22 protein-coding genes are annotated in these 15,116 nt (G+C 70.7%); 21 read left to right on the forward strand and 1 reads right to left on the reverse strand.

Annotated features, from left to right (window positions below; genetic code table 11):
- Nucleotides 1-4: 4 nt before the first annotated feature.
- Entirely contained in the window at nucleotides 5-439 is a 435-nt protein-coding gene (locus BEK98_RS48615) for a hypothetical protein (protein ID WP_143684152.1), read from the reverse strand.
- A 342-nt stretch (nucleotides 440-781) separates the two neighbouring features.
- On the opposite strand from BEK98_RS48615, the gene BEK98_RS22890 reads away from it, so the two are divergent.
- From BEK98_RS22890 to BEK98_RS22975, 21 genes are all read left to right on the forward strand, one after another.
- Nucleotides 782-1,093, forward strand: a complete 312-nt coding sequence (locus BEK98_RS22890) for a DUF6112 family protein (RefSeq protein WP_094218515.1) — start codon at nucleotides 782-784, stop codon at nucleotides 1,091-1,093.
- The gene (locus BEK98_RS22895) at nucleotides 1,093-1,758 is read left to right on the forward strand and encodes a hypothetical protein (protein ID WP_094218516.1); all 666 of its coding nucleotides are present in this window, start codon (nucleotides 1,093-1,095) and stop codon (nucleotides 1,756-1,758) included. Before BEK98_RS22890 ends, BEK98_RS22895 begins: the two co-directional genes overlap by 1 nt.
- Before the next feature lie 15 nt (nucleotides 1,759-1,773).
- Nucleotides 1,774-3,150 carry an SCO6881 family protein gene (locus tag BEK98_RS22900; protein ID WP_094218517.1) on the forward strand — a complete coding sequence of 459 codons (1,377 nt, stop codon included), beginning with the start codon at nucleotides 1,774-1,776 and terminating at the stop codon, nucleotides 3,148-3,150.
- A gap of 87 nt (nucleotides 3,151-3,237) precedes the next feature.
- Nucleotides 3,238-4,710, forward strand: coding sequence for an SCO6880 family protein (locus BEK98_RS22905; RefSeq protein WP_167444236.1), 1,473 nt, complete (start codon nucleotides 3,238-3,240; stop codon nucleotides 4,708-4,710).
- A gap of 72 nt (nucleotides 4,711-4,782) precedes the next feature.
- Nucleotides 4,783-5,346, forward strand: coding sequence for a hypothetical protein (locus BEK98_RS22910; protein ID WP_094218519.1), 564 nt, complete (start codon nucleotides 4,783-4,785; stop codon nucleotides 5,344-5,346).
- Entirely contained in the window at nucleotides 5,343-5,798 is a 456-nt protein-coding gene (locus BEK98_RS22915; RefSeq protein WP_094218520.1) for a DUF6238 family protein, read from the forward strand. Before BEK98_RS22910 ends, BEK98_RS22915 begins: the two co-directional genes overlap by 4 nt.
- A 28-nt stretch (nucleotides 5,799-5,826) precedes the next feature.
- On the forward strand, nucleotides 5,827-7,341 hold the full coding sequence (locus tag BEK98_RS22920) for an ATP-binding protein (protein ID WP_094218521.1): 1,515 nt from the start codon (nucleotides 5,827-5,829) through the stop codon (nucleotides 7,339-7,341).
- 353 nt (nucleotides 7,342-7,694) lie between these two features.
- The gene (locus BEK98_RS22925; protein WP_244201939.1) at nucleotides 7,695-8,180 is read left to right on the forward strand and encodes a hypothetical protein; all 486 of its coding nucleotides are present in this window, start codon (nucleotides 7,695-7,697) and stop codon (nucleotides 8,178-8,180) included.
- Nucleotides 8,181-8,193: 13 nt separating this feature from the next.
- Nucleotides 8,194-8,316: a hypothetical protein gene (locus BEK98_RS50900; protein WP_279635476.1), complete on the forward strand. Its 123-nt coding sequence runs from the start codon at nucleotides 8,194-8,196 to the stop codon at nucleotides 8,314-8,316.
- Nucleotides 8,317-8,425: 109 nt separating this feature from the next.
- Entirely contained in the window at nucleotides 8,426-8,560 is a 135-nt protein-coding gene (locus BEK98_RS50905; protein ID WP_279635477.1) for a hypothetical protein, read from the forward strand.
- Nucleotides 8,561-8,732: 172 nt separating this feature from the next.
- Nucleotides 8,733-9,182: a hypothetical protein gene (locus tag BEK98_RS22930; RefSeq protein ID WP_094218523.1), complete on the forward strand. Its 450-nt coding sequence runs from the start codon at nucleotides 8,733-8,735 to the stop codon at nucleotides 9,180-9,182.
- Entirely contained in the window at nucleotides 9,179-9,514 is a 336-nt protein-coding gene (locus BEK98_RS22935; RefSeq protein WP_094218524.1) for a hypothetical protein, read from the forward strand. Before BEK98_RS22930 ends, BEK98_RS22935 begins: the two co-directional genes overlap by 4 nt.
- A gap of 87 nt (nucleotides 9,515-9,601) precedes the next feature.
- Nucleotides 9,602-9,787, forward strand: a complete 186-nt coding sequence (locus tag BEK98_RS51125) for a hypothetical protein (RefSeq protein WP_341868982.1) — start codon at nucleotides 9,602-9,604, stop codon at nucleotides 9,785-9,787.
- 94 nt (nucleotides 9,788-9,881) lie between these two features.
- The gene (locus BEK98_RS22940; protein ID WP_341868983.1) at nucleotides 9,882-10,655 is read left to right on the forward strand and encodes a hypothetical protein; all 774 of its coding nucleotides are present in this window, start codon (nucleotides 9,882-9,884) and stop codon (nucleotides 10,653-10,655) included.
- 73 nt (nucleotides 10,656-10,728) lie between these two features.
- The gene (locus tag BEK98_RS22945) at nucleotides 10,729-11,226 is read left to right on the forward strand and encodes a hypothetical protein (RefSeq protein ID WP_094218525.1); all 498 of its coding nucleotides are present in this window, start codon (nucleotides 10,729-10,731) and stop codon (nucleotides 11,224-11,226) included.
- 101 nt (nucleotides 11,227-11,327) lie between these two features.
- On the forward strand, nucleotides 11,328-11,768 hold the full coding sequence (locus BEK98_RS22950; RefSeq protein ID WP_094218526.1) for a hypothetical protein: 441 nt from the start codon (nucleotides 11,328-11,330) through the stop codon (nucleotides 11,766-11,768).
- Between the two features lie 261 nt (nucleotides 11,769-12,029).
- Nucleotides 12,030-12,788 (forward strand): hypothetical protein, encoded by a 759-nt coding sequence (locus BEK98_RS22955; RefSeq protein WP_094218527.1) that lies wholly within the window; start codon nucleotides 12,030-12,032, stop codon nucleotides 12,786-12,788.
- Between the two features lie 168 nt (nucleotides 12,789-12,956).
- The gene (locus tag BEK98_RS22960; RefSeq protein ID WP_244201940.1) at nucleotides 12,957-13,424 is read left to right on the forward strand and encodes a hypothetical protein; all 468 of its coding nucleotides are present in this window, start codon (nucleotides 12,957-12,959) and stop codon (nucleotides 13,422-13,424) included.
- A gap of 11 nt (nucleotides 13,425-13,435) precedes the next feature.
- Nucleotides 13,436-13,843, forward strand: coding sequence for a hypothetical protein (locus BEK98_RS22965; protein WP_094218528.1), 408 nt, complete (start codon nucleotides 13,436-13,438; stop codon nucleotides 13,841-13,843).
- A 274-nt stretch (nucleotides 13,844-14,117) separates the two neighbouring features.
- Nucleotides 14,118-14,501 (forward strand): hypothetical protein, encoded by a 384-nt coding sequence (locus BEK98_RS22970; protein ID WP_094218529.1) that lies wholly within the window; start codon nucleotides 14,118-14,120, stop codon nucleotides 14,499-14,501.
- The coding region (locus BEK98_RS22975) for an SPDY domain-containing protein (RefSeq protein ID WP_094218530.1) at nucleotides 14,498-15,116 on the forward strand (619 nt) is incomplete at its 3' end. The genes BEK98_RS22970 and BEK98_RS22975, both read left to right, overlap by 4 nt.

Genomic DNA, 15,116 nt, shown 5'->3' on the forward strand with positions numbered 1-15,116 from the left:
AAAGCTAGTCATTGACCTTCACGGGGCGCCCGTTGTCAGTGCGCTGCCAGGCTTGGCCTTCGCTGTCCAAAATCTGAAAGGTCACCGATATTTGCCAATCATCGACGCCGTGGTTCGGTTGCAGCGTCCGTCCTGGGTTGACGACATCCACTAGCTCGATGGAGGTTTCCCAGCTACTGCCCGGGGCGACAACCCCGTTCAGATCTGGTTCCGCCTTGCCCAGGTAATGCTCAACTTCACCGTTACCCCGAGTCATTCGCGCGCTGACTCCAGTGATCCTCGCGACGAGTATTGGCTCGCGACTGTGGTTACTGATCCGCACCAAGTCGGGAGTGGGGACCTCAGACACGACGCTACGGGCTTGCGGTGCCTCGTGGTACTCGCGCTCCGAACGGATCAAGCGGCCGTCTCGGATCGCGATGCCCAGCGCTACCACCACGGCGGAGACGGTCCCCACTGCCCCAACGATTGTCGCCACAACGTTCGCTACATCCCACCCAGGAGCCATGCACCAAATACTAGAAGTTCCGGCTAACGGCGTGGGGGCCAACAGCCAGCTCAGTGCCTCGGCCCGAAGAACCTGACAAATCAGCTGGACTAAACCGCCGACAGACCGTCTGGACAGCCGCCCAGAGCCGCAGGTCAGCCTGGTGTCAGACGACAAGTCAGGTTGGAACCTACAGCTTTCTCGCGCCGCTCGGGCGCCTTTCCCCCGGTCTTTCTCAACTTCCCCTCTGCCAGCGCCTTCTGGCATGCGCAAGCAAAGGAGCCCGCCATACCCATGTCCCCACTCGCTGGCCGTGTCATCCAGCTCGCCTACGATCCGGGCATCTCCCCCAAGGGCGGAGGCTTGCCGGGCCTGTCCGTCCTGAAGAACGTCGTCAACAGCATCAACCTCTTCGGCATTGTCGCCGCCGTCGGCGCCCTCGCCGTCAGCCTCGCCGTCTGGGCCTGGGGCCGCCACACCGGTGGTCACCAGGCCGAGGCCAACGGCAAGAATGGTGCCGTCGTGGCCGCCGGCGCCGCAATCGGCCTCGGTGCTGCCAATGGCATCATCGCCTTCTTCTCCAGCCTGGGGTCGCAGGTCCATTGATGCAGAAGCGGTTCCCCGCGTACGGCATCGGCTGGTCGCCGAATCGCCGCGTCGCCGTGATTGCGATTGGCCTGGCGTGCCTGCTGTCCCTGGCCGCCGCAACCGCCTTCGTCACCCGCCGCAGCGACCACCCTCACACCTCCGCCCCCGTCCCGTCGCAGACACCCAGCTCCACCTCTCAGACCGGCGAGCCATCCTCCGGGACCGGCCCGGTGGCCAGGCCACCGAGGATCTCGGACCCGGTGGAGTTCGCCAAGGCCGCCACGAAGATGCTCTGGTCGTACGACACCCGCACCACCGCCCAGGCCCAGCAGCTGGCCGGCATGAAGGCGTGGATGACGAAGGAGAGTCAGTACGGCGACTGGGCCTCGGTCTCCGCGCAGATGCCCGACCCCTTGCTGTGGTCGCGCATGGCGGACCAGAAGCAGCACGCTGCCGCGACCATCGCCGAAGGCCACTACCCGGCCGCCTTCAAACAGGCACTGTCCGATGACCCTTCCGCGATTACCAAGGCGTACATCTACGCAGTGACCGTCACCGGCAAGCAGACCATCGCCTGGAAGGGCGGCGGGGGCGCGGAGGAGCGTTCCATCACGCTCGCCGTTCAGTGCCGACCCTCGGCCGACTGCACGCTCGTCGCCATCGCCCCGCGCGTCGCGCCCTGACCGAAAGGAGCCCCCGTGGGGTTTTGTGATCTCCCCGTCGCGGACACGGTCTGCGCGGTCGGCGACGCGGTCGACTTCGCCTCCGACCCCGGCAAGGCGATCGGCGACTGGCTGGCCAAGAGTGCCGGTGAACTCGCCGCCGCATCAGCCGACCTGGCGTCCAAAGCCGTCGATGCCACCACCCGCGTCGACCTCAACGCCACCTGGTTCCGCGACAACTACGAGACGATCCTGCCGATCGGACTGGTCCTGCTCGTCGCCACCTTCTGCGCCCAGCTCGTCCGCGCCGCGATCCGACGCGACGGGCAGGCTCTGACACAGGCGTTCACCGGGACCGCGTCCGGCGTGATCTTCGCGTTCGCCGCCATCGCCCTGACCACTGTCGCAATCGAAGTGACCGACGCCCTGTCCGCCGGGCTGTTCAAGACCGCCAACATGGACATCGCCACGGCAGTCCGCCGCATCGTCAAGGTCAGCGAAATCCCAGGTCTCGCAGGACTCGGATGGCTCGTCGCCGTGTTCGCCGGCCTCGGAGCCGCCATCGGCGCGGTCCTGTACTGGTGCGTGATGATGGTCCGCAAGGTCGGCATTCTGGTCATGGTGACCCTCGCGGTCTTCGCCGGAGCCGGCGGAGGCTGGGAGGTCGCACGCCGCTGGCGCAAGGGCTGGATCGAGGCAACCGCCACCCTCGTGGCCTCCAAGCTGCTGATGACGGTCGTCTTCGTCCTCGGGATCGCCGCCATGGGCAAGACAGAGGCCAAGGACGGCCTGGCCGCACTCGCCGACGTCCTCGCCGGCATCGTGATCATGATCCTGGTCTTGTTGTGCCCCTACGCGACGTTCAAGTTTGTGCACTGGGCGGCTGAAGGATCCGACGGAGAGACGCTCCACCGGGCCGGCGGCGCCGGCGCCCAGCTCGCTCGGCAGCACGCCGAGCGCGCCGGGAGGAAGGCCGCCGCGATGGCGGCCACCGCCGGAACCGGCGGCGCCGCAGCCGGAGCCGCTGCAGCCCCGCAGGGACCGGACTCCATCCCAGGCCAGGACGGATTCCCCGGCGACATCGCCTCCACCTCGTCCGACAGCGGCCAGGACAGTGCGAAAAGCGCAGGCTCAGGCGGCTCCCCCGGTGGTGGCTCCGCGAAGTCCGGCCTGGAGCAGGCCGTCCAGCCCCCGCCGACCCGTGCCACCGACGACACCAGCGGCCAGATGGGCGGCAGCCCCGGAGCAGGCACTTCAGCCGGCAGCCAGGCCGGCGGATGGCAGTCGGCAGCGCCAGCCACGACCCCACCACCCCAGGGCGCTCCGCCCTCCGCTGGCACACAGCCAGTCGGCACTCAGAGCTCCGGAACGAACGGGCCGGCCTCTCCTCCTCCGCCCTCGACCGGTCTCTGACCGCCCCTGCCCGATGCCCGATCTCTGGGGGCGGGGAGGTTCCCCCGCCTCCCCGCCCCCAGGCCCTTCGCTCCAGGACCACTGCCTTTGTCCGACCTTTCGATAGCCCCTGCCTCGGTGAAGTTCCCCCACAGGAGCCGCCGCGGCATCCTCCTCGGGCTCACCCTCCCCCAACTCACCCTTGTCTCCTGCACGCTGGCGCTGCTGCTGGTGACGGTCGTCACGAGCGGGCTGCTCGGCGCCATCGCCCTGGCCCCGCTGTGGGCGACGGTCGCCGCCCTGGTCGCCATCCGACGCCAAGGCCGCTCCCTGATCGACTGGGCGCCGATCGTCGCCCGCTACGCCGGGCGCCGCCGCACCGGGCAGACCCTGTGGCTGGCCCGGCCCGTCACCAGGCCCCGGCAAGACGGCGTCCTCCACCTGCCCGGCGCCGCCTCCTCTCTCAAGGTGGTCACCCCCGGTGACTCCACCAACGGCGCCGCCGCCGTCTACGACCCGCACCAGCAGACCCTCACGGCCATCGCCCGCGTCAGCAGTCGCGCCTTCGCCCTGTTGGACCCGGCCACGCAGAACCACAACGTCAACGGGTGGGGACGCGCGCTCGCGGGCACGGCCCGCACCGGGCACGTGACCACCGTGCAGGTTTTGGAGCGCACCGTCCCCGACTCCGGTGACACCCTGGCCCGGCACTGGTCCCAGCACGGCCGGCCCGAGGCCCCCATCGCCGGGCAGGTCTACTCGGAACTAGTTGCCTCCGCCGGTCCCGCCGCCGCCCCGCACGAGACGTACCTGGCGATCTCGCTCGATCTCAAGGCCGCCAAGCGGCTCATCGGTCAGGCGGGCGGGGGGCTGCCGGGAGCGTTCACAGTCATGGAGCAGTCCACCGCCTCGATCGCGCAGGCCGCCCGGAACGCCGGACTGATGATCACCGGGTGGCTGTCCGCCCGGGAGATCGCCGCCGTCGTCCGCACCGCCTACGACCCCAAGGCGCTCGCCGCGCTCCAGCAGTGGTCGCCAACCGGCCGTGCGGAAGCCGACCCAGCCGCCGCCGGTCCCGTCGTCCAGGTCGAGGAGTACGACCGGATCGCCACCGACTCAGCGCGCCACGCCACGTACTGGGTGGAGAACTGGCCGCGCACCGAGATGGGCGCAGGTTTTCTGCACGGCCTCATGTTCACTGCCGGGGTCCGCCGCACTCTCTCCCTCACCTACGTCCCGCAGGGACTCGAGTCCGCGCTGCGCGACGTCCAGCGCCGCAAGGCCGCGATCATCGCCGACGCATCCGAACGCGCCCGGCGCGGTCAAGTCGACAGCGAAGAGGACTCCGTCGAGTACTCCGACGTCAAAAACCGTGAACGGCAGCTCATCGCCGGCCACGCCGACGTCGCCCTGACCGGGCTGGTCACCGTCACCGCCGACACCGACACAGCCCTGGACGCCGCGTGCGCACAGATCGAGACCGCAGCCGTCACCGCCGGCGTCGACCTGCGCCGCCTGTTCTTCCAGCAGCCCGACGCCTTCACCGTTGCCGCACTCCCCCTCGCCCGCACCACCCTGTAAACCCTTCAGTCCCCGGGACACGCACTGACATCGATCACCGACTACGACCAACTGCTCCGCGAACTACGGGCCTTGCTCACCTCATGCAAGGAACTGGCCGACCGCCACCGCGCCATCCTCGACCAGTACCGCGACGAAGGGGAGGTGATCGAGGACAAGTACGCCGACTACGACGAGGCCCGGATCAGCACCGCGATCGAGGCCAGCGACCACCTCGACACCGTGGTCAGCCACCTCGCCGACCTCATCGGCCCACCAAAACCCAGCCCCTTCACCCTGACGTTCGCCCGTCAGGAGCGACAGAGCGGCGAAGCCCCGACGAGCTTCGTCGTCAACGCCATGAACCTAGACGACGCCGCCCGCATCCTGGCCGGCCACCCGAGCTGGCACGAGTGGTATCTGGACACCGCCGGGACCCCGGACGCCAAGGGCGCGGACATCGTCTACCTACCGGAGCAGAGCCATCCCAGCCTTCCCACGCGCGGCGAATATGTCGACCTGCGCGCCGAGCAGGAACGCACTACGTCGCCTGCGAGCAGTACCAAGCAAACCGCCCAGGCCCGCCCGGCAACAACGTTGACCACCTCGCCACCGGCCCCCGCTCCCGCCTCCCTGGCGGCAAGGACCTCCCATTGACCCAGCCCGGCACCCTCGAACCCGATGCACAGCCCTACCTGCGGGCCGCCACCGCCGGAGTACGCCACCACACCCGCACCCTGAACCGGCCCGCCGCGGCGGCTCCGGTGAGCCGCGTGCACCTTGATGCCCTCCACGCTCACCTCGCCGAGGTGCAGCGGCTTCTTCACCAGCTGGCCGAGACCACCCGGCCACCGCATCCCGGTGCGGGCCGGCACCTTGCCACAGCGCACACCCGGCTGTACCAGGCCACCACCGAGATCCACGCGGCCTTCCACCTGCTCCCGGCCACGTCGGCGGACTCCACCCAGTGCCGTCCCGAGCAGCTCCCGGCAGGCCCGCCGTTCCTCACCATCTGCCAGCGCCACCTCGCCGCCGGCCACATCGTCCGCCGCACCACCACCCCCACCGACCTCAACCGCGCGCCGCACACCACCGCGTGCGTGCGATGAGCAGCACCCGCTGAAACGAGGGCCCCTGATGAATCACCGGCCCGCCCGCCGCGCACGCCGTGCCTCCGCGTCACCGCTGTTCACCCCGCACGGCACCGACCGGGCCAGCCGCAAGGCCGGCCGCCGCCAGCTCGCCGAAGCCGCCGCGAAAGCACGCGCCGAAGCCACCGCCCACTCAGCGGGCACCGCACCGGCCGAGCACAAAATGCCCGCGCCGCTGTACCCGCCGAGCGGACGCCCCGGCCCCGCCTCCGCCCGCGGCAACCGGCTGAGGCTGCCCGCACACCGGATGACCACCGCCATCGCCGCCGGCGCATATCCCTTCCTCGCCGAAGGAGGACTCGGCGCCGAAGGCATCTACATCGGCCAAGACGTCCACGCCCAGGCCAGCTTCGTCTTCGACCCGTTCGCCCTGTACGGCCGCGTTGAGGGGTTCACCAACCCGAACGTGCTGCTGGCCGGAGTGATCGGCCAGGGCAAGTCCGCGCTCGCCAAGAGCTTCGCCCTCCGCTCGATCGCCTTCGGCTACCGGGTCTATGTCCCCTGCGACCCGAAGGGCGAGTGGACACCGGTCGCCCAGGCGCTGGGCGGCACCTCCGTCGCCCTCGGCCCCGGACTGCCCGGCCGCCTCAACCCCCTGGATGCCGCCCCGCGCCCCGAGAGCATCTCCGAGGCCGACTGGGAGAGTGAAATACGCAAGAGGCGCCTCCTCCTGCTCGGCTCCCTGGCCCGGACCGTCCTGGGCCGGGACCTGATGCCGATGGAACACACCGCGCTCGACGTAGCCCTCGACATCGCGGTCACCAAAGCCGCCAGCACCGGCCGCACGCCGCTCCTTGGCAATGTCGCCGCCGCCCTCAACGACCCCGCTCAGCTGGATGAGGCCGCCGGAACGATGGCCGGGCACCTCGGCGACGCAGCCCGCGACCTCGCCCACGCCATGCGCCGCCTCGTCCACGGCGACCTGGCCGGCATGTTCGACGCCCCCTCCACCGTCCGCTTCGACCCCGGCGCGCCGATGCTCACCATCGACCTGTCCCGGCTCGGCGGATCCGGCGACGACACCGCCCTCGTCCTCGCCATGACCTGCGCCTCCGCCTGGATGGAATCCGCTCTCACCGACCCGCACGGCGGCCGACGGTGGATCGTCTATGACGAGGCGTGGCGCCTGATGCGCCACGTCGGCCTGCTGCAGCGCATGCAGGCCCAGTGGAAACTCTCCCGCGGACTCGGCATCGCCAACCTCATGGTGATCCACCGGCTGTCCGACCTGCTCACCGCCGGCGACGCCGGATCACAAGGCCGAGCACTCGCCGAGGGCCTCCTCGCCGACTGCTCCACCCGCATCATCTACCGGCAGGAAACCGACCAGCTCCACGCCGCTGCCGCACTGTTGGGCCTGACCTCCGTCGAAACCGAGGCCATGGCGCATCTCAACCGGGGCCGTGGCCTGTGGAAGGTCGCCGGACGATCCTTCATCGTTCAGCACCTCCTCCACCCGCATGAACTGCAGCTGTTCGACACCGACGCGCGTTTGCGCTGAAGCACCGCTCCGCCAATACGCTCTCGCCGACCACTCCTTCCCCCGACCAGGAGGCACCACCTGCCCCCACACACCACCAGTACCTTGCCACCGCACTCGCAGCACGCCTGCCCGGCAAGTGGTACCGCAAGTACGCCGGATTCCCGCCGCCCGCCGACCAGCCGCATATCGCCGACCGGATCTGGGACTGCGGCCCGGCCCACTCGGCCCTGCTCGACTGGGACCCGCCGACGGCCTTTCTCGAAGGTCCCCCCGGCGAACAGCTGTGCGTGATACCGCGCCCCCGTCACCCTCGCCAGTACCTGGTAGCGCCTCTGCAGCCCGAGGGGTTCCGACAGCACCACTTCCGCGGGGTGGAGGAGCCGAACGGCATCGCTGTCCCCGACGATCCCGCCAGGGCCGCCGCCCAGGTCTCCCGCCGAGTTCTGCCCAATTACGCCGACGCGCTGGATGCGGTCCGGCGCAATGCCCACCTCCAGCCGGACCCGGCGCACCGGCCCGGTGCGCCGGAGGTCACCGAGTCAGTCACGCTGATCTGGTACGCCGACGGCGTGGTGGGCGCACCGTACACGAGCGTGCCCGCCGCGGCCCGCACCGTGCTCTACGCCTGCTACTTCCAGTACAGCCCGCACGAGGCGGCCTTCGTCCTGCCCTCCTCCTACGACACCGAGGCACGAGCCCTCCTGCTCCACAGCGCGGTCCGGCAGCTCACCACCCAGGGCATCGTCGTCAACTTCCGCCACGCCGCCCCAGCCGCCGCCTCTCGTCCGCCCTGCCCAGCAGCGGCAGTGCTCGGCGCACCGCCGCCCGCGTGGCGATCGTCTACCACGCGGCGATGAAATCGACCCTCCCGTGCGATGCCTGTCGCTGGCCGAGCCCGATCAGCGGATGCTGCTGCACGACGTGGCCGACCGGCTCAACACCGTGTTCGATCAGCTCCCGCTCCCCGACCACCTCCGTGCCGACCCGGGCTGAGCGAGATCCTGGACGACGAGGTCCGGCACCTGACCCGATTGCTGGCTACCTGGCCGGGAAGAACGCCTTCCGGCACCGGGCCGCTGCCCGTTATCAGAAGAAGATCACGGTGACCCTGCGCCGTACGACGCTCGCCCTCGCGCGAGCCGCTGAGCCCGCCGGCGCCGCGCTCGCGGAACAGGTACGCGAGGAGCTTGCCAGCGGCGCCCCGCTGTCCCGCGCCGAGCACCACGCGCGGAGCTAGCCGTTGATCGAGACCTGGCTCACCCACAGCGCCCGATTCCTGCGCCAGGCACGTGCCGCGGCCCCGCCACCACAAGCCGCCCCCGCGCTCCCGCAGCCGGCCCGCGCCCTCCCGCCGGGCACATCCGCGCACCACCGCTGACCGGCCCCGACCTTTAGGAAAACCCACCTTCTTGGACCCTGGCACTCACTTCGCCTTCGGCACCCATCCACAGCACGGCTTCGTCGCGGCCTTCACCGCCACCATGCCCGCGCACCTGGCCCACTGGTTCCTCACCCGCGAGCAGTTCGAACCCGTCCCAGAACGTCCCGGGCTCTTCCGCCTGACCCAGCCCGACCGTGACGGTCCGCGCCGCACCCGCCAAGCCGTCCACGACCTGCGCGCCCAGGGCTACGCCGTGCACGCCGACGTCGGCCTCGACCCCGATGCACCGGCCACTGCGCCGCGCCCGTTCCGACCCCGCGCCCTGTCGGACCGGCGCACCCGTCTCGCGCAGGCCGCTTCCGTACGCTCACCGCAACACCGCACCGCGCCAACCACCTCCCCGCCGGCCGCCCGACCGATCCCGCCGAAGCCTGCGTTCGCCCCGACCGTTCACCTGTCCGCCGAGCGGTCACGATGAGCCCCGGCGGCGAGCAGATACGCATCGTCCGCGGGCTGGGAGGCGAGGTCGAAGTCACCGGAGCAGTCGACGCGTTCGCCCGAGAGATCCTGCTCCGAGCCGGGTTCCTCTTCCAGCCGTCCTTGCGCGGTCACTGGATCCGGCTGCCGTTCGACCTGGGACAAAAGTGGGAGAACGAGCACGCGACCTGGGCAGCCGACATGCTCACCGCCGCACGCTACCCCGTGCACCTCGACGCCGACCTCCGCCCTCGCCCGCCTGGCCCGGTCACGCCTTCTCGACCGCCCGCCATGACCGCCCAGGCGCCGCCCAGCCGGCCACCCCACCGCTGAACCCTTTCCCACGAGGACCTGATCTCCGACACCACCACGCCGCGCGCGGCACAGCTCGCCGAAGGGGCACGCGGCTTCCGGCTGCGGATGGCGATCATCGACCGCGACACCGAGACCGCACTCGACGCCGCCCGTGACCGCTACGGCCGCACCATCAACCACGACGCTGCCGCAGCCGCCCGCACACGACGCACCCAAGCCGCCCTCGCGCCCGCAGCGGCCTCGACCGTCTGCCTCCGGCCCGGCACACCAGGGCCTGGCGCGACCTGGTAGATGCCCTCGCAATCTCCCATACAGAGATCGTCCGCGTCCTGGACGGCCCTGCCACACCCGGATCGGCTGACGAGCGTGAGCAGCACGCGGCCGTGTGGCCGCACCTGGCCTTCTGGGCGGACTACTGCTCCATCGCTGTCGACTCGCCGACCAGCACCACCAGCCCGGCCCCGAACTGACCACCAAGGAAAAGCGCACGTGGACCGACAAGGCCCGTGCTGCCCGGCGCAGGGGCGAGCTGGACCCGATCGAATCCTGGTACGCGGCCGACGGCCGCCTGATCACCCTCGCCTATCTGATCGAGGACGAAACCTCCACCGTCATTGCCGCCGCCGGCGACTTGGACGCGCCGGGCTGGGAGGTGATCGGGCACTACGACAACGAATCCGCCGCCGGCCAGGCCCTGCCCCGCGCGGTCCCACCCGGAGTCCTGCGCCCGGACGCCGCGTCCCGGTTCAACCGCCCCGAACCTACCCCCGAGCGACCCCTGCAAGAGCTGCTCCAAGAGGTCATCGAGGCCCGAGGCGCCAGCGAGGTCTCCGAGACACTGATCACCGCCGCGCAGCAAGGCTACGACGCCGGGCCTCTGGTCCGGATGGAGCGCCTCCTCAACACCGCCGCCAAGTTCTCTTACGCCCTGGACACCGTCCGCGGTCAGCAGGTCGGCGCCAGGCTCGACGCCCTCAGCCGGCAACTCGCCTTCCTCACCCGCGAAGTCCACGACACAGCCGAGGACCTCGGCGCGACCCTCGCCGTCCTGCCCCCACATCGCACACCCACACCACCTCGGCTACGGCCCCGCCCCGCCCTCAACACCACACCTCCCACGCCGCCGACCCCGAGCACGGTCGTCGCCCGCCGCGCGTAGCACACCGGTGCGCACGAGCAGACCTTCTCAACCTCAACCGACGTCCCCGCTTACCGTTCAAGGAGATCGATCTATGACTGTCCGCACGAAGTGGACCGTCCAGCACGCCTGCGGCCACGAAGTCGTCCATGACCTGTCCAACCGCGCCGCCGACCGGCGGGCAGGATTCGCCCGCTGGCTCGCCGAACGGGACTGCACCGGCTGCTGGAAGGCCGCCCGCGACTCCGACACCGCGTCCAAGGAGGAGTGGCTCGCCGCCAAGCGCGCCGAGGAGCAGCAGGCCGCCGCCGAGTGGGCCAAGCAGTTCGACATGCCGCCGCTGGAAGGCCCCGAACGGGCCCTGGACTGGGGCACACGCTCGCGTCACCAGTTGATGACCGCCGCGCACGCCGCGCTCGTCATCGAGGGCACCTGGGACGAGGCCGACTGGGCGGAGCTGGAGGAGAAGGCCCGCACCATCACCCGGGCCGGTTGGTGGATCGACCAGCGCGACGCAGACGGCACTGACCTACTCGAACTCCTCGATGCCGCGACCGACAAGGATCGCGGGACGGAGAACCCATTCCACTGATCCGGCCGGAACATAGCCGCAGTTCGCCGGTTAGCCAAACCGGCGATCCTGCGGACCATTGATCCTCCCACCGCCACCCCGCATCGCGTGGAAGGACCTGCATGCTCCCGCCCTCCCGGACTCCACCGTCCACCCCGGCCCTCGCGCCGACGCCCGACCCTCTCACCCCGGACCGGGACATCACCCACGAGCACTTCCAGGCCGGCGACCAGGTCGTCGTCATCAAGGGCGTGGCCGGCAAGGAACTGTGGGGGGACGCGGTGCGGGTGGTCGCTCCCTCCTGGCACACCCCGACCGACGAAGACGGGTGGCGGCTGCGCGACCCCGACGGCGGGGCCCAGACGTTCATCACGGCCCACCCTCGCTACCTCGTGCACCTCTCGCGGCATTGTCCGGACTGCCTGATCTACCTGCGGGCCATGGCCGATCACCTCCTGCCGAGGTTCGCCGGCCATGACGACGCCGTCATCGACTGCGGCTGGTACACCATCACAACCCTCGGCCAGCTCGTCCACGTCGCCGACGCCCGGGGCGGCCGGTGAGTCTGCCCATTCGCCGCCCCGGCCGCGCCACGCTCTCTGGCCACGCAGGCCCACCCGCCCACCGCTGCGCCGCGCGACCCACCACCGCCCGGGCCTCGGCCCGCCACTCGCCGTGGCCGCCGTACCTGCACCGAGCAAGTGCCCGTCACGCTCCGCCGTGTGCGCCTGCCCGCCCCCGCCATGCCCCATCCCCGTCCCCCCGTCGCCCGTGGCCGTCGGACCACGCCGCTGACACTCGACCCTCCCCTGCCGAAGGACTCCATGCACCACCACGAAGACTCCGAGCGCCTGGCCTCCTTCGCCGACGTCCTCGCCGGCGAACTCCCCGGCGCCTGGAGCAGCACCTACCACCCCACCGAGCACAAGGAAGACCTCGCCGAACTAGCCGACCGCATCTGGGACCTGGACCTCGTCGCCGAGTCCCTCGCCGAGCATCCGCTGCAGCAGGCGGCCGTCCTGTCCCGTCCGGACGGCGCCCAGCTCCTCGTCCTGGACCGGCACGACGAACGCGACGGCTTCCTCATCGCCGCCGTCGCCCCCCGAGATCTTCCCGACGAGGCGTACCGCGGCGGGCGCGAGCCGAACGGGATCGCACTGACCGATGATCCCTTCCTGGGCGCCGAGCGGGTCGCCGGTGACCTGCTCGCCCGCTACGACATCGCGCTCGCCCAGGTCCGCCACAACGCAAACGACGGCATCCTGCCATCCCAGCCCGACCGGGTCGTGCTGACCTGGCAACCGGACGGCAGCCTCGCCGCCACCCCCGTCGGCGCGAGCGCCGCCACAGTGCTGGCCACCAACGGATTCGTCTCCGACCAGCAGACCGGCATCTATCGCCTCAACGGCGACGACAGCACCAAGCAGGCCCGCGCCGTCCGGGAGACCGGCCGGCAGCTGCGCGCCCACGGCATCGACATCGCGCTGCAGCACCCCTCGGGCCGGATCACCCCCACCGCCACGGCGCCGGCCACCCCCGCCGTCCCGGCCGGGCCCCGCGCATCGCAAGCCCGATCTCGATGAGGCACCCGGAACCCGACTTCTACGTCCTGGACTAGATCACCATCACCAAGGACGCCCGCACCGGACTGGTCGTCGCACTCGGCAGCACCAAACAAGCAGTCGGCATCCTCCAACGGGCCGGATTCCTCGACGCCTCCGGCCCCCGCGGCACTTACCACCGCCTGCCCCATGGCCTTCCCGTCGAGGAGCAGCGCCGGAAGACCACGGCCGCATCGCACGCTGCTCACCGCTGGCTACAGCGTTCACTTCGACCCGGCTCTGAACGACCTGGCCGCACCGGACGGCGACCGGGAAGCTGCCCTGCGGTACCTGGCCCAGCTGCCCCAACGGACCACTCGCGCCGAGAGCAGCCACGACTGGACCGCCCTCCTGACGGAGATCGCATGCCCTGCCGAGGGACTGTTGCCGCTCATCCGGCAGGTAGTCGTAGCCGCCTGGGTCTGTTCACTGCTGCCCGACTTCTCCAGCAAAGACCGGGAACTGGCTGCACAGCTCGAAAGCAGGGTCGATGCACTCTCACGAGCCACCGACCAGATCCTCCTCGCTCGGAACAACAGCGCCCGCGCTCCCAACCCCGGCGTGAGACCGCCGAGTCCGGCGCAGCGTCCGGCCGATGCCGTATCCCGCAGCCGATGAAACGGAGTTCCATGGGCAACCGTGCCGACGAGTACGGCACCGACGTCGAGATCTACCGCAGGGCCCTGACCTCCACAATCCACGCCGATACCCCCACCGGCGCGCCGGAGCAGCTCCTCGACCTGCTCGACCGGCTCGGCTTCAAGCGCCGCGAGGCCCGCACCGTCGGCCCCGTCTACATCTGGCACGAGGTCCCTGCCCACCTCGACAGCGCCGAGCAGCAGCGGCTGGCGAGCCGGGCGGTCCCCACCCTGCTTCTGGCCGGATACACGGTCAACTGCACCCCCGACGTCTTCGACGAGACCGCCTACCAGCAGGCCGTGCACGAGATCCGATCCGGCACATCCCGCCAGGCCACACGTCCGTCGGGCACTGCCGCTCCCGCCCGGCGTCACGCGTCCACCCGGCGCATTCCATAAGCCCGGGCGGCCCCGGCCCAGGCCGGGGCCGCCCCTCCCAGGCATCCTCCCAGACGACCAACCGGAGAACCCCGTAACCACCCGCACACCACCACCGATCAGCCACCGCCTGACGCCCCGCCTCGCGACCGCGCTGTTCCGCCGCTACCTGCGCGCCTGCATTCCCGTAGACCCCGACCACACCTCCCCACTGGCCGGTGCGCACCCCGAAGCCGCTCTCTCCGAGGCCCAGCGGACCGGCCACCACCGCTGACCCAGACACCCTCGGAGCAACATGACCCACCCGACCCCGTACGCCGTCCGGCTGGCCGACGAGATCACACGCCAACTGGGACGACTCTCCAACGACCTCCAGCGGCTGCCCGCCACCGAGGCCCTGCAGGTCATCGCACGTGTCCTCCACCCTGACGACGGAATCCTCGGCGCCTTCACCCATCTCGTGATCACCGGCTCCTACTTCGCCAAGGACCAAGCCGAGCGCGGAGTGTTGCCGGCGGAGGTATGGCTGTCCCTGGGCCGGGCCGCGAACGAACTGCATGACATCGGCCTCGACCTGGACAACCACAACGAGACGCTCACCCAGTTCGGCACACGCCCCAGTACGACCACGGCCAAGCCACCGGCCCCCGCCCCGCTCGTCGCCCGGCGGCGCCGATGAGGAATACCCAGTGGCACGGCTGGGGTTCAGGCGAGCAGGCCGAGCAGCACTACCTCGTCGAGCCCCGAGCGCTGGCCGGCGGCGGCGACATCCGCCACGTCTCGGAGTTCCTGCGTGCCTCCGGCTGGCGGGACAAGTCCAAGAACGGCGGCCCATTGGTCTTGGAGAGACCCGACCGCGCGGTCTGGATCTCCTACGACCCGTTCACCCAGCCGGGCGGCTGGGCGATCCGTGGCGCGGCACAGGGGCACCAGGCCGAGTGGTGGGCGGTGATCGGCCGACAGGCCCCGGTGGAGATCATCGCCGGACTGACCGACGCCCTCACCCGTCCCCGCTCCGCGCACGCCCCCAACGTGTGGGCGCCCCTGGAGGGACACCGCTGGCACACCCGGCTCGAGGGCCGGCACTACGCCGCGACCAGTCCCGATGGTTCGGCCTGGATGCACTTCCGCCAGGACGGCGACGGCAACCCCCTGTGGTGGTCGGGCGCCAGGGACGAGCACGGCAACGGCTGGACCGCCCAGTTCGCCCCCAGCACCCCCATGCACCTCGTCCAGGCCTTCTCCACCGCGCTCGCATCTCCTGAGCCCGTGATGCGTCCGCGCGGACGCGTCC

Source organism: Streptomyces diastatochromogenes (genome assembly GCF_002242805.1).
Lineage (GTDB): Bacteria > Actinomycetota > Actinomycetes > Streptomycetales > Streptomycetaceae > Streptomyces > Streptomyces diastatochromogenes.